13 protein-coding genes are annotated in these 13,950 nt (G+C 33.5%); 10 read left to right on the top strand and 3 right to left on the bottom strand.

Annotation, left to right across the window (positions count from 1 at the left end):
* Positions 1-11 precede the first annotated feature (11 nt).
* The 4 genes from VB798_RS21940 (at position 12) to VB798_RS21955 (ending at position 4,223) form a co-directional block, all read left to right on the top strand.
* Positions 12-635 carry a hypothetical protein gene (locus VB798_RS21940; protein ID WP_323689387.1) on the top strand — a complete coding sequence of 208 codons (624 nt, stop codon included), beginning with the start codon at positions 12-14 and terminating at the stop codon, positions 633-635.
* A 4-nt stretch (positions 636-639) separates the two neighbouring features.
* Positions 640-1,944 carry a hypothetical protein gene (locus tag VB798_RS21945; protein WP_323689388.1) on the top strand — a complete coding sequence of 435 codons (1,305 nt, stop codon included), beginning with the start codon at positions 640-642 and terminating at the stop codon, positions 1,942-1,944.
* 24 nt (positions 1,945-1,968) lie between these two features.
* Entirely contained in the window at positions 1,969-3,129 is a 1,161-nt protein-coding gene (locus VB798_RS21950) for a DUF3945 domain-containing protein (protein WP_323689389.1), read from the top strand.
* Between the two features lie 68 nt (positions 3,130-3,197).
* Entirely contained in the window at positions 3,198-4,223 is a 1,026-nt protein-coding gene (locus tag VB798_RS21955; protein WP_323689390.1) for a DUF418 domain-containing protein, read from the top strand.
* On the opposite strand, the gene VB798_RS21960 is transcribed toward VB798_RS21955, so the two are convergent.
* The 3 genes from VB798_RS21960 to VB798_RS21970 are packed head-to-tail and all read right to left on the bottom strand — an operon-like array spanning position 4,220 to position 8,129.
* On the bottom strand, positions 4,220-6,628 hold the full coding sequence (locus VB798_RS21960) for a type IV secretory system conjugative DNA transfer family protein (RefSeq protein WP_323689391.1): 2,409 nt from the start codon (positions 6,626-6,628) through the stop codon (positions 4,220-4,222). The two genes, VB798_RS21955 and VB798_RS21960, sit on opposite strands and share 4 nt — an antisense overlap.
* Positions 6,629-6,685: 57 nt before the next feature.
* On the bottom strand, positions 6,686-7,717 hold the full coding sequence (locus tag VB798_RS21965; protein WP_323689392.1) for a relaxase/mobilization nuclease domain-containing protein: 1,032 nt from the start codon (positions 7,715-7,717) through the stop codon (positions 6,686-6,688).
* Positions 7,698-8,129 (bottom strand): plasmid mobilization protein, encoded by a 432-nt coding sequence (locus VB798_RS21970; RefSeq protein WP_323689393.1) that lies wholly within the window; start codon positions 8,127-8,129, stop codon positions 7,698-7,700. The genes VB798_RS21965 and VB798_RS21970 overlap by 20 nt, the downstream gene beginning before the upstream one ends.
* A gap of 278 nt (positions 8,130-8,407) precedes the next feature.
* Here VB798_RS21970 and VB798_RS21975 point away from each other — a divergent pair, with 278 nt between their 5' ends.
* From VB798_RS21975 to VB798_RS22000, 6 genes are all read left to right on the top strand, one after another.
* The gene (locus VB798_RS21975; protein ID WP_323689394.1) at positions 8,408-8,779 is read left to right on the top strand and encodes a hypothetical protein; all 372 of its coding nucleotides are present in this window, start codon (positions 8,408-8,410) and stop codon (positions 8,777-8,779) included.
* 30 nt (positions 8,780-8,809) lie between these two features.
* Positions 8,810-9,541: a P-loop NTPase family protein gene (locus VB798_RS21980; protein WP_323689395.1), complete on the top strand. Its 732-nt coding sequence runs from the start codon at positions 8,810-8,812 to the stop codon at positions 9,539-9,541.
* Complete coding sequence (locus VB798_RS21985; RefSeq protein ID WP_323689396.1) at positions 9,519-9,956, top strand: hypothetical protein; 438 nt, start codon at positions 9,519-9,521, stop codon at positions 9,954-9,956. Before VB798_RS21980 ends, VB798_RS21985 begins: the two co-directional genes overlap by 23 nt.
* A 52-nt stretch (positions 9,957-10,008) precedes the next feature.
* The gene (locus VB798_RS21990; RefSeq protein WP_323689397.1) at positions 10,009-11,007 is read left to right on the top strand and encodes a ParA family protein; all 999 of its coding nucleotides are present in this window, start codon (positions 10,009-10,011) and stop codon (positions 11,005-11,007) included.
* A gap of 19 nt (positions 11,008-11,026) precedes the next feature.
* Complete coding sequence (locus VB798_RS21995) at positions 11,027-11,935, top strand: ParB N-terminal domain-containing protein (RefSeq protein WP_323689398.1); 909 nt, start codon at positions 11,027-11,029, stop codon at positions 11,933-11,935.
* 576 nt (positions 11,936-12,511) lie between these two features.
* Positions 12,512-13,888: a replication initiation protein gene (locus VB798_RS22000; protein ID WP_323689399.1), complete on the top strand. Its 1,377-nt coding sequence runs from the start codon at positions 12,512-12,514 to the stop codon at positions 13,886-13,888.
* The last annotated feature ends 62 nt before the right edge of the window (positions 13,889-13,950 follow it).

Below are 13,950 nucleotides of genomic sequence, written 5' to 3' on the forward strand. Positions count from 1 at the left end.
CTCTTATGCTTATGAAAACCATTAACTTAAAGCGAATCTCGCTCCTACTCATATCAATCTTTACTGTAGCTTGTTCTTCAACATCTGAAGTAAACGATGCTAAGATAGAAACTGCTTCAGATGTCATTAAAGCCTATTCGGCTAAGAATTTTCAGCTCATTGGCATTGAAGCCCATTTCCGTTACGGAAATAAAATTTATCGCTGGTATAAAGGGAAAACTGCTAATTGGCTGGGCAATCGATATGAAAAATATATCACCTTGGACTTAAAGAACATTTTCGATTCAACGGCTACTTTTCAACTCATTGACCATGGAACTAAAGTATCTGAAATCCAATGGACTGATCAAATAAAAATCAAGGATGATAACAGTGCTTTTGAAATCCTTAAAAAAACAGATACAAGAGGTTTAAATCAAAAAGATACGGTTGTATCAATCCTAAAGGCTCTTTATTTGAATAGAAAGATTCATCAAATAGACCATCAAAGTTCCACTGTTTATTTCTTTCCATTACTTTTCCCGCATAAACATACTATCAGTTTTCATGGGGATACACTGAATGTGTATTATGATAACAAAAAGTCTGATTTAGGCGCTGAATTCTTAACCTGTAGCTTCTTACTTAGCCAATAAACCGATGGATATTTCAGCCCTTGTTTCCGAAATCAATGTGATTACTTCCGATATAAAATCGGCATTTTCTCCTTTTATTGCCGTGGGTAGAACCATCGCAGGAGTCGGTTCACTCTTTTGGATTTGCATTAAAATGTGGAGAATCATGGCCAGTGGAGAAGTAGATGGATTAGCAACGCACTTAGAAGCATTTGTTCGTCCATTTATGCTGGCTCTTTTACTGATTTTCTATAATACGACCCTTAGTCTTTGTGATTTTCTAATCTCTCCCGTTGGTGCTTCTACTCAAGGCTGGGCAATTTCCTACATGGAGCAAAATCAAGCATTAGAGGAGCAATACAAAATTGACCTAGAGAAGACGATAAAAGACAATCAAGCAGTTGAAGCGGATAATATCAACAATACACCTGGCAATGGTACAACCAGCCCTGTAGAACAAGATGAGGGCTTTCTGGATGATATAAAAAATGCCGTTAGTGATGGTTTGGGTACTATCAAGCAAACGGTTTCTAATATTTATTACAATGTCAAGCTATTTACTGCTGTTTCATGGTGGATAGGAATGATTGTAGGCATTATCAATGCCTTAATTAATGTGGCTTTGCAAATTAGTTATCTAGCAATACTGACCATGCAAAATATTAATCTTGCCATTTTAATTGCCTTTGGTCCTATCGCTATTGGTCTTTCTGTTTTTCATGCTTTTTCTGATAATTGGAAGAATTTTTATGCCAACTATGTCGGGAAATTACTCTGGTTTCCTGTGGCAAATATGTGTTTAGCCATCGCCTACCGTCTTAAAAACATTTCTGACCAAAATGCTTATGATGTACTGCTTAAGTTTGCAGAAAACACGCATATTCTTGGAGGAACCATCATTGGTGGGTCTTTAGCGACGGCTAATAGTACACTAGAAGCTTATAATACCATTCAATACATTGATTGGACTCCTGTATTTCTGTCCATCGGTGTTACCATCATTGGCTGTTTTGCTGTCCTCAAAACACCCTCTTTGGTGACTTTAATTGTCAGTGGCGCTTCGGGAGGAATGACCAACTCTCCTATCTCTGGCTCAACGTTTGTAGCAGCCACTAGTTTTCTTGTCCTTAAAACCGCACAGACCATTAGTAAACCTATCGCTGAAGCGGCTCGGACTATTAAAGCAGCAGAAATGGCAAGGACTAGTGGCAATAGTGCTGATGGTGGCGGGAATAGCGGGGGTAATAATCATGTTAGTAAAATTTACGGACTTCCTCAATCGGGAGCCAATACACAAAGTAATTCCTCAAAGCCTGCCAATCAGGTATAATTTAACCTTTTAAACATTCATCTCATGGCACAATTTAATGAAAAAGAACATCTGCAAAATATTACAGCCCTTTCGGAAGAATTAGCGAAAATCTTAAAGAATGCAATGATTGTCGTTCAAAATGATTACAAGGAAATCGGGGATTTAAGTAAAATGGCGAAAAACCTCATGGATGGGAAAAGAACGCCTCTCCTTGAAATGAATCCTGAAGGTGAAAGTCGCCAAGGAAAGTATGTATTAACCTATCCTGAGCAGAAACCAACTTTGCATTTTATTGAAAAACAGCAAACTTTACAAATTCCAGCTGCCTTAAAGCAGTTTTTAAGTCAGGAGGATATTGATAAATTACAGCAATTTGGTAATGCCAATAGAGTCATTTATGTGGACGAAAAGGGAGTGGCTACGCCTAAATATGTTTCATTAGATAAAGAGACTAATACTTTGGCGACCATGAGTGCTTCTAAATTATCTGTTGCTGATACGATTCTTGGTGTAACATTAACCCAGCAACAAAAAGAAAACCTCAAACAAGGTAATCCTATTCTTTTAAAAGGACTTAGCGCAAAAGATGGTGGTGAAAATTGGGATGCTGTCGTCAGTGTAGATGCGCTTAACAGAGGTTTAAGCTTTAAAAAAGTTGATTTATCCATTCCTAAAGAAATATTGGGCGTAAAACTGGACAAGGAGCAACAACAGCAAATTAAAAATGGAGAGACTGTTTTGCTATACGATTTACGCTCAGCTAAAACAGGAAATCTCTTTAGTGCCACTGTTTCCTTGAAAGATGGCCATTTGGAACTTAAACCCATCCAAGATGTTCCTAAAAAATTGTTGGGTTTAGAACTCACTGAGGAGCAAAGAAATCAATTACGTGTAGGGGAGTCCGTTTCCCTCACAGGACTTACCAGCAATAAGACAGGTAAGTTATTTGATGCTAACATTACTTTAGATGCTGACAAAGGTATCATTTTCAATTTTAAGAAAGGGGAACCTCAAGCTGTTGTACCAAGTGCTGAGACAAAAACCAATGAAAAAGCCTTAAAAATTCCACTCTTGGAGGATGCAGCCTATACAGGACTTTTAAAAAAAACACCTTCCATTTCCCTTGATAAAAAAGAGGTTGTGAAAGAAGTGCTTGAAGTACCTAAAAATGAAATCAGTACTCCTAAGTCTTTGAAGAAGTAATCACACAATATACTTACTCCTCAGTACTCTCTACATGAGTACTGAGTTACCCTTAAAACCTATCATACATGAATCCTAAGAACAATCGCAACAGCGTCATTGATGCGCTTCGTGGCTATTTTATTTTGTGGATTGGGTTATATAACACCTTTGCCGTTTTTAATGCAATACAGCCTAATCTTATTCTTTCTTCCATTCTTTTATTCATTAACGATAAGGGATGGTTCTGTTTAAGTGCCATCTTTGGCTATGGTTTTGGTCTATTGATTAAGCTTTCTAAAGACAAGCCATCTGCTTTTGCTAAAAGAATTTTTTTGCTTTTTTTGTTGGGAATTTTTAATAATCTTTTCTTCTACGGAGATATTTTAAAAGAATATGCCATCATTGGTTTAATACTATTTTATGCTCGTCCTATTTTAGCAAAATATCCTGTTTCTTCCCTCCTATTCATTTGCTTCCTGACCTTCTTGGCACTTTATTATATTCCATTTGATATGAAAGAAGCGGGTAACTCAAAAGACTATTTCCATGATTCAACTATCTTTCTAGCTAATCTCAAATACTGTATTAACCTAAACCTTCATTCTTTATATTTTGCTATTTGTTATCACTTAGAAATGCTTTTAATGGCTTCAATAGGCTTTTTTATCTCCTTCTTTCATTTAGAAGGATGCATTCTTAGAAAAAGGTTTACGCTCTTGTGGTTTTCTTTATCAATGATGTTTTTAGCGTTAGCTACTATCTTTTTTATACTTGAAAATGGAAGTCCTCTGGTTAAAATATTCTTCTTTACTTATATCCTTTCTTTATCTACATCTTTTGTCATTGGCTTTTATCTACTCATTAAAAAGTACTATTCTTTGGCTCTTTTCTTCATCCCTTTTGGTAGAAGAAGTCTTACCATTTATTTACTTCAAAATATGATTATTACAAGCATTTGGCTTTGGTCTGACAGCAATATAGAAGGGTATTTTAATGAGTTCTTCCTCTCCTATTGTGTCATTCAATTAGTGATACTCTTCTTTAGCAAATTCTTGGTGGTTAATAACATGGGTGTCCTTGAAATGCTTTGGAGAAAGTGGAGTCAATCTTAAAAATCATCGCCATCATAACTTTCATAATCATTCATCGGTTTTTGAACAGAAGCACTGCTATACACTTGGAAAAACTCTCTGTAATGAGTTTGTAAGTTTTGGGCTTCTTCAGAGGTATATTCATTATACAATTTCTTGGGAGCTGCCACAATCTTTCCATCCACTAAACTATCCTGACTTTCAGTTTCTGACAAGGCTATTTTACTAGCAATATTGTTCTGAAAGATGGTATTCATGATTTCTAATTTATCCATAAATACTTCTCCTTGAGGACTTAAGCCTTCCTTGGTGAGGTATTTATTCACTTTCATGATATAATTCAGCATTCCTTCTGCCAGTACTTCTAAATTAATATCTTGACTTTCTTCCTTTTGAAACTGAAAGCGTATCAGCTCTAAATATTGTAAGAGGACTAAATCTTTTTTGATTGCTTCATAGTTTTCTCTCACCATAATTTTTACTCGCATTTCTCTATCGCTTTCTGTTTCGCCTTTCATTAAACGAAAGGCTGGATTCAAATCTGGGATTTCTTTGATGGGCATTTTTGTCGTGGGTGATGCTTCATGGGCTAAGGCATCTATTTTCCCGTGAAAGCGTTTGTATTTGAGTGGTGCAACAAAATCATCTGAAATGGTTCCTACCATCTCTCCTTGCGATAAATTGGCAATCGTAGAAATGGTTACTGCTTCATTAAGCTGGGTCGATACACTATAGGAAATTCCTTGTGCTGAAATACTTTCTGAAACCTGTTCTTGATTAATTTTCCCAATACATTCAGAAATCGTCTTGGCTAACTCTCCTCGAATTTGCCCTGTCAAAATAGAACCAACCATATTAATAATCATGTTGGCTTTTTCTTGTCCGTACCTCAGTACAAATTGTGAAGTGTCTTGAATCCCTAAAATACAGGCTACTTTATTCGAACGTGCTGTGGCAATCAGATTACTAACCGAATTAAAAGGTAAAGTGGGTAATTCGTCTAAAATAACAGCTAATGGTAATTGGTTCTTTTTGTTGATGGTTTTGGTGAGTTTTCCATTGAGTAGTGAAAGTAATATTCCATAGGTATCTTCTCTATCTGGGTCATTCCCAATCACTAAAATAGAGGGGTTTTTAGGATTAGAAATATTAATATCAAAATCTGCTCCTGTAAAGGCCCAGTAGATGCCGGGATCACTTAATTGTCCCATCGGTATCACTAAGGAATCCACTTGGCCTTGTAACTGCTCAAAAACGCCTTTCTCAAAAGCATTGTTGAAGGTTGAAGCGAGATTTCTGACATAAGGATCGGACATTAAAAGTGGAAAGAGTATTTCATAGGGCTTTTGTAATAATTCTACCACATGGGGAAGGCTACAAAACTCCTTTCCATATTGATTAGACTTTCGTTTTAAAAAGTATATACAGGCCGTTAATAAGTTTTCTGCTGATTGGTCGAAGAATTTACTACTCCCATCTCCCCCACCTTCTGTTCCTCTTAAGCCTTGCATGATAAATTTGGCACTTTCTGCGGCATCTACCACCTCTAGGATTAAATTGGAACCTATGGGATTGATTCTGTTGGATTTAAGAGGGCTTTTAAGGTCTATTTGATAATACTTGGGAAAAAGCTTTCCTGTCTTTTTCTCCCAATGGGCTATGCTCCCGTACTCTTGTTTGAGTAGTTCTTTGTAATGCCATAGCCCGTTGAATACTTCTAGTGCTAAAGTCGGTATTTTAAAATCGTACACGTACAAACAATAACCCTTGTGAATCAATTGATGGATGGCTAAATTGATTGTTCCAAAAGATTTTCCTGAACCAGGGGAACCTGCTACTAAGATGGCTCGAAAGGGATTAACAAAATTAAGCCAGCCCTTGTGCCATTTTTGTTTGTAGTAAAAATGATATGGGATATTAATACTATGCGCTGTTTCTACTTTTTCTAGCATCTGAGGAAATGTCTCCTTTTCAACATTAAATTCCTCTGATTGATTGAGCTGAACCAGTTGTAATAGTAAAGCAATATTACTCATGTAGCAATAATATCCTATCCCCAACCCTATTATGTATACGTAAAATCCCCATTGGTTATAAGGCAATACATAAAACAAGAAAGCACTCATTAGAATAAGTAAACAACCAAAGCTAGTATTCCTGACTATTTGTGATTTTTTAAGCTCTTTATCTTTACCTATTGGCGTTGTAATGGCATATACTAATAGCATAAAAACAGCTAAAGTGTTCATTAGTATCGAAGAATTTACCATGGAAAGCCTTCCATTTAATGACAAATAAATAGGATCTAGCCATGAAATGTGTAGGCTTCTGCGCATCAATGGATAGTAAAAGAAAAAGAGGTGTACAGGAATAAGTGTAATACCAATCACTTTGATAAACTCTGCATTTTTGGTTTGTTCATTCATAGGAAGTATTCAAATTATTAAGGGAACTATAGAGCTAAATACTGATTTTTCAAAATACTAACGCCTTTTTCTTCTTTTATAGTACATTTTTTCTTCTTTATCACTTTTACCATATGCCTTTTTATAATTAAACTCCAGATTTTCTTCTAAGGGTTGAGGAATACTTTGTAATGGTTCATCAGGAATGTTCAGGTCAATATTACACTTTTCTTGATTTTGCTGCTCTTCTGCTTTTCTTTTAATCTTTTCTTTTTTGAGGGTATAGGCAGGTTTTTGTTTGATTTTTCTTTTTTGAGATGAATACTCATTAGCTTTTCTATTGTCTCTTTCTTCTTTGCTCATTTGACGGTTCCTAAAGAACACAGCCTCTAAATCTCGCTTCTTGAAGGTCTTATTTCCGACATTCAATTTGTCTCTCTTTAGTGAAAATGGAATGTTTTGAGCTTCACAGATTTTTTCTAAATGCTTTATATTTCTGATACTATTGAGAACTGGATTTTTGGCTAAATCTATAATATCTCTGTGATTTGCCCTTATTTCCAAAACTCCTTTACTATCTGCCATTTGCTCTTGCTTATCTGTTAAACCTAAATCATATTTTAAAGCAAGCGCTATAGCTCTCTCTGCTGTTTTTGCTTTTTCTTTCCAATCTGGATACAGAGTTTTATCATTCTGGCACCTATTAAAGATAACATGAATATGATAATTCTCTGTATCAGCATGTGAGATGGCTACATATTGAGTTTTATCTAAACCAGCATCTTTTACATACTGTTCGCAAAGTTCTTTTATTTGGTCTTTTCCTAATTTTTTAATGTCTTCTTCCGTAAAAGATAAAATATGCTCTCCAACATACTTCGTGCTATAATCACCATAATTGCGATGTAGTTTTGCTTGATTGATTAAATCTGAGATAAGCCTGTTTCGACCTACTTTATCTTCTATTCCAAAAGGAACTCTCAGATTTTCTGCATGACCCACGATTTCAGGGCGTTTATTAGCACTTCCTCTATCTTTTAGTCTTCCTTCAAATAAGTAATTAATTAAGCCTTCAAATGATTTTCCTTTTTCACTCACTACCCCCACCATGATTGTACTTATCTAAGATTTTATCAATATTTCCTAGCTGTAGATTTACTTGCTTTATCATTTTCTCTATGCCATGAATATGACAAAGCTTCAAGAGTTGATTAAGATTATTGGCAATACCTATCAATTGTTTTTTGGCTTTTTGTTCTTCTTCCGTAAACAAATTTTGAACCTTCCCTTTGAGCGTCATGGAACGAATATAAGCTGACCTTGACATTTTTAAACCTTTTGATTTTTGTTTAATCTCTTCAAATTCTGTCTGGGTGAACCTCGCTGGAATAACACATTCCAAGGCATCTTCTAATCTAGGTCGTCCTGATTGTTTTGGCTTCTTTGCTTCCATAGGTCTGTGATATTTTAGGTTGATGTGTATTTTCTGTAAAATGATTCCTTCCTCAAAAAGTGCTTGCACGCCAGTTTATGTATACATAATCTCCATCTTGCTTCACTACAAATGTAGCGAAAAATATTTTAATATATATCAAACTAATATTTTTATCTAAATTCCTTAATTTTATATCATTTTTACACTATTATTGTATAAATATTACCATAACAGGCATTCTTACACTAATCTGACAATAGTCTTTCATTAATCTTACATTAATTTGACAATAGTGTTTTTTTAAGCTTTTTTAAACTATACGACTTCAAATATATTAGAGGAATAATCAAAAAAACCTAATTTTTATGCTCACGATTGATGAAATAAAACAACGAAAATCAGCAGGAAAACGTAAGTGGAGAAAATCGTTACTCCCATTTATCAAACCTTTATTTGATGAAAATATGCCTATGGATGCCATCACAAAATTCCTTTTGGAAACATATAATTTCGTAATCTCTGAAGAGGTTCTCTACCAAATTAAATTCAGGTATTACAATACTGAAAAGAGTACGAAGAAAATATTAGACCCAACATTGAGTCTCAAAAATAATAGCAAGGGTATTCAATCCAGTATTGAACAAAATCAAGAATCTCCGACCGCAGAAAAGTTATTTGCTCAAATGAAGCTCGCCAACCAAAAAACAAACGAATTTGATTTTGGAAACGACTTCTAATAAAACAAAAACCTTTATTACATCTTTATCATGAAACAAATTAATCTAATCCTACAAGCCAAAGGAGGCGTTGGCAAATCACTTTTTACTTGGTTTGTGGCACAAGCTGAAAAAGATAAAAAAACTTCATTTATTGACTTGGATGAATCGACCAAAACATCTGCTAATCGGCTTGAATCGGTTGTTGGAAAGAATAGAATCCGTCATGTTGATATTTTAAACGATTATAAAAGGTTAGAACGGGAGAAAATTATTGCACTTTTTGAGTCTTTGTCTAAAGTACAATCCCCTACTATTTTTATTGATTTTGGTGCGGCTGAATCTGAAGAATTTAAAAAGTTATTGGAGTTTGATATTCCTGCTCATATTCTTAAAGAGGAACTTTCTCAAATGGGGATAGACCTTAGATTTTATATTATTATGGCTGGTAGAGATGCTTTTGTAGCTTGTTATTCATATTATGAAAAGTTAAAATTACTCATTGAAACACACTTCCAAATAATAGTACTTATTAACGAAGGTACTTTTTCAGATGCCGAGACAATAACTTTAGTTAAGCAAAATTTTATAGATACTGGTGCTCTTTTCAAAGGTTTTGGCAATTTAGGAAATGCTGAATCTGGTAGAGATGTGATTAAAATTTTAACCGAAGGTAAAGGGGAAGATGCTCTCAATCTGATGGGTAAAATAACTATTAGGAAAGTATTAGAACAGGTAAAACTAATTATTGCTGAACATCATGGTGAATTTGAAAGAAACTAGGCATCAACTTGCCTATAAATACGACATCGCTGCTGAGGATTTAGATCCTTCTATCATTCCTATTTTAATGGCAATTGATAATATGGCAAATCGTCTTGAAAAGTCTGTAGATAGCTTTCAGCATCAATCAAAACAGATTGAAATTTTGATGAAGCAACAAGCTCCTGCTATTTATTGTGATCATCCTAAAACGGCTTTAATCCTTGGCATTGGCAAATATGGTAGCATTGTCTTGGCTATATCTATTTTTTTATCCGTGTTTTGGATGGGTTTGGTGATGCTAAAATCCAATGAAAAACAATTCGCTCATTACAAACACCTTGCTAAGGTAATTCAGTTTGATGAACAATCAGGAAGCTATTTTATTCGGAAGGAGGATTTTAGGAAAGTGGAGAAGGGAATTGTGATTAAATAACTAAAGGAAGAAAGAAAAAATTAAAACAGTCACGATTATTTGTCAAAAATACTTGACAAATAATTTTATTTATCTTAATTTTAAGACAAATAAAATCAGAAATATGCTCTCTCACGATAAAACAATCTTATTTCTAAGAAAAAATCCAGCTCTTTCAGTTTCAATTCTTGAAAAAGAAGCTGGATTGCCTGCAAGTACGCTTTCAAAAGCGCTCAACGGCGATAGAATTCTCAATACGAAACATCTCAATGCACTTTATCCTATTTTGATTAAGTATGGATATAATGAGGTTCAGCATAATAAAGCTAGAATTATTTCTATCGTTAACCACAAAGGAGGAGTAGGTAAAACAACTACAACCATTAATCTTGGTAGAGCTTTAAATAAACTAGGATTTAAAGTTTTATTAGTTGATATGGACTCTCAAGGAAATTTATCTCAGGCCTTGGGTATAGATAATCCTGAAAAACAGGTAGTTAATGCTTTACTAAAAAATGAAGACTTGCCTGTAGTGCAAATTGCAGAAAATTACGATTTATCTCCAAGTGATTTAGAATTAGCTTTTGCTGATTTAGAACTTGTTCAAGCAGTAGGAGGGGTCAATCAACTTAAAAACAAATTAAATCCACTTAGAGATAAATACGATTATATCTTAATTGACTGTCCACCAGCCTTAAATATCTTTACAAACTCTGCTTTGGTTGCTTCAAATGGCTGTCTGGTTACTTTACAGCCAGAGGTTTCTGCGATGAAAGGAATAAACAATTTGTTTGAACGAATTTCTCAAGTACGAGAACGAATTAATCCTGAGCTTGTAGTGGAAGGGATTGTATTAACAATGGTAGATAAGCGTTTAAAAGTACACAGAGACATGATTGAGTATGTGTATAAAACGCTAAGTAACTTCAGAATATACAAAACAGAGATTAGAAATAATGTATCAGTAAAGGAATCGCAGATTTCACAAATCAACATCTTTGATTACGATCAAAACTCAAACGGGGCAGTAGATTATATGAATTTGGCAAAAGAATTTTGCTCAAACACATAAAACTTCTTAGAATAATATCATGGCAAAAAAATATATGGGCAATCTCGGAACGGCCACAATCATTAAAGATCAAAGTCTTTTAAATCATGAAGCAATCAAACAACAGATTTATATCGTTGACGAACTTCGTGACCTTATTCCACCGCTCCAAGAAGAAGAATATTCACAATTAGAAAAAAATATTTTAGCTGAAGGTTGTAGAGAAGCTTTGATGGTTTGGGAAACTACCAAAAACATTATTAATAATACTACTTCAGATAACTCAACTGTCTATGTTTTGGTAGATGGACACAACCGATACGGAATTTGCCAAAAACATCAAATCAATTTTAAAATCCACCTTGTTTCTTTTGAATCATTAAAAGACGCAAAGGAATATATGATTGATAATCAATTAGGAAGGAGAAATCTAATTCCAGAACAGGCTTCTTATTTAAGAGGTATTCGATATAATACAGAGAAGCTCGAAAAGGGTAAATATTCTCGTGAAGAGCATAAAGGTCAAAATGTCCCTTATGCTCCAGAAGTCAAAAAAGAAGCTACTTCACTTAAACTTGCCAAACAATATAACGTTAGTGAAAAAACTATAAAAAGAGATGCTGAATTTGCAGAAGGTATCGACCTACTAGCACCTAGTCTTAAAAAAGATATTTTATCAGGCAAAGTAAAAGCAAAGAAATCTTCAATACAACAACTTGCTAAACTTGAAAATGTAAATCAAAAATCTATTGCATCATTAGAAGAAGTATCTAACCTTTTGGACGAACATAGTGCATTAGATTCACCAAACAACTCAGATAATATTGATGAACTGACAATAATTAAGAAAAAACTTCAAGCAATAGTCGATAAATTATCTATTAATCCCAATCCAACGCTTTGTGATGAATTAATACAAGCTTCAGAGGCACTTAAAAAGTTACTATAACAAATTTAGGGATGACTTATTCTTACGTCATCCCTAAATTTTTAGTTGTCAATTTGTTTAAAAAAGGACTTATTATAACAAATTTAGGGAAGAAATTGCTATCAGGAATACATATAGAAGGTTATATTATAACAAATTTAGGGTTGGAGTGCTATTTATCTATAACAAAAATAGGGGAGAAATTAATGGTTTAGCCTTTATTATCAATTATACCAAATTTAGGGCTATTAATCTTTGATAGTTTAAAAAGATAATAAGCTAATATTACAAATATATATATTTTATTAAATAATCATTAAAAAAGTATACAAAATTAGAAAAAAACAGCAAACTGCTGTTTTGAGTATTTTACTTTTTATTTTATGTTTTTTATGTATTTTCAGGCTTTGTAACTACTTTAAAACCAATTGGTTATAGCTTTTATTATAGCAAATTTAGGGTTTATTATAACAGATTTAGGGTTTTCTATAACTTTTTTAGGGATTAACTATAACAGATTTAGGGTTTTCTATAACAGAATTAGGGCTAACTATAACAGATTTAGGTATATTTACAGGATATAATTTAATATTGCGCATGAAAAAAAAGGATAACGGTAAAGATGGATCACAATCAGTTAAATTGATAAGAAAATCTAACAATCTTGTAGAAGGCAAATATCGATTTGATATTTGGGAAATGCGTGTTTTCACTAAAATGCTAACCCTTATCTTACCTAATGATGAAGATTTTAAAGAATATAGAATTTATTTAAAAGATGTAATAGAAGACTTTAACTTAACGACTGATAAACAGGCCTATAATTTATTGAAAGGTGGCGCAGTTAAGTTAATGAAAAAGGAAATTAAAATAGTAAGGGATACAGATGAAGGGGAGAAAGAGTTTTTGACGCATATTGCTGTGGGCTTAGATAGCTTCACCAGTAAAAGTCAGGGAAGTTATATAGATATTTCGTTTCATCCCAAGATGAAACCTTTTCTTTTGCAGCTGCAAACGCAATTCTTGATGTATGATGTGCGCAATATTTTACAGTTACAAAGCTCTTTCTCTGTACGTATTTACGAATTATTAAAACAATATGAACGTATTGGGAAACGAACATTTACGCTTACAGAACTAAAAGATACATTGGCTGTAGCGGACAAGTATCCGTTGTATGCCAATTTCAAACAACGGGTAATTCTAAAAGCACAAGAAGATTTAGAGAATTATACTGACATCAAGTTTACATTTGAAGAAGATAAAAGAGGGAAAGCTGTTCATTCTATCGTCTTTTTTATTTTTTCTAACAAAACCGTTGTAGATGAACGAAAACTTCCTGAAAATATAGAGGAAATAGTGCCAGTAGCTAGTCAACAAGAACAACAAGAGATAACATCAAAAGAAATACATAGTTTGATAGAACATTTTCAAGGGGTTAATATTAAAACTGTGAATGAGTGGTTAGAAAAATATCCACCTAAATATGTTATAGAAAGAATAGAAACCCTAAAAAAGTATCAAAAGGAGGGGAGGGTTATTAAAAATCCAATGGGTTATTTACAAAAATTAATGCTTCAGGATGTTCTTTTCATTCCTCAAAAGCAAGAAGCTAAAAGTCCAAAAACTGATACGAAGCAACAAGAAAATATAAAAGTAATAATTAAGAGAAAAGAAAAAGAACTAGAAAGTTTGAGAATTGATTACTATGAAAATCAAAATAGATTAGTATCAGAATTTTTCATCAAAAATCCTGATATTCAAGAAAAAATCATAGAAGGATTAACCTTTGGGGCTGAATATAACAAGCAACTTAGTCTTGAAGCTAATTTATCTAGGGCTTCATTTGTCGCAGTATTAAATACAAAAGTAAGAGAATTGTATCCAACCATATTTAAAGAGCTTGATGAGCCATTTGTGAGACAAGAGAATAGCCTGAAACAAGAACTTAGAACTTTAGGGTGGATAGGGTAGAGGTTTAAATTTTCAATACATTCTTTATTTTCTATTATAATAAAAAATATCAACACCTCAAT

This window comes from Arcicella lustrica, assembly GCF_034930985.1.
Classification (GTDB): domain Bacteria; phylum Bacteroidota; class Bacteroidia; order Cytophagales; family Spirosomataceae; genus Arcicella; species Arcicella lustrica.

What these genes read in the sequence shown, in the direction of transcription:
- VB798_RS21940 (WP_323689387.1), top strand. Translation starts at nt 12, where the DNA reads ATGAAAACCATTAACTTAAAGCGAATCTCGCTCCTACTCATATCAATC.
- VB798_RS21945 (WP_323689388.1), top strand. Translation starts at nt 640, where the DNA reads ATGGATATTTCAGCCCTTGTTTCCGAAATCAATGTGATTACTTCCGAT.
- VB798_RS21950 (WP_323689389.1), top strand. Translation starts at nt 1,969, where the DNA reads ATGGCACAATTTAATGAAAAAGAACATCTGCAAAATATTACAGCCCTT.
- VB798_RS21955 (WP_323689390.1), top strand. Translation starts at nt 3,198, where the DNA reads ATGAATCCTAAGAACAATCGCAACAGCGTCATTGATGCGCTTCGTGGC.
- VB798_RS21960 (WP_323689391.1), bottom strand. Translation starts at nt 6,628, where the DNA reads ATGAATGAACAAACCAAAAATGCAGAGTTTATCAAAGTGATTGGTATT.
- VB798_RS21965 (WP_323689392.1), bottom strand. Translation starts at nt 7,717, where the DNA reads ATGGTGGGGGTAGTGAGTGAAAAAGGAAAATCATTTGAAGGCTTAATT.
- VB798_RS21975 (WP_323689394.1), top strand. Translation starts at nt 8,408, where the DNA reads ATGCTCACGATTGATGAAATAAAACAACGAAAATCAGCAGGAAAACGT.
- VB798_RS21980 (WP_323689395.1), top strand. Translation starts at nt 8,810, where the DNA reads ATGAAACAAATTAATCTAATCCTACAAGCCAAAGGAGGCGTTGGCAAA.
- VB798_RS21985 (WP_323689396.1), top strand. Translation starts at nt 9,519, where the DNA reads ATGGTGAATTTGAAAGAAACTAGGCATCAACTTGCCTATAAATACGAC.
- VB798_RS21995 (WP_323689398.1), top strand. Translation starts at nt 11,027, where the DNA reads ATGGCAAAAAAATATATGGGCAATCTCGGAACGGCCACAATCATTAAA.
- VB798_RS22000 (WP_323689399.1), top strand. Translation starts at nt 12,512, where the DNA reads ATGAAAAAAAAGGATAACGGTAAAGATGGATCACAATCAGTTAAATTG.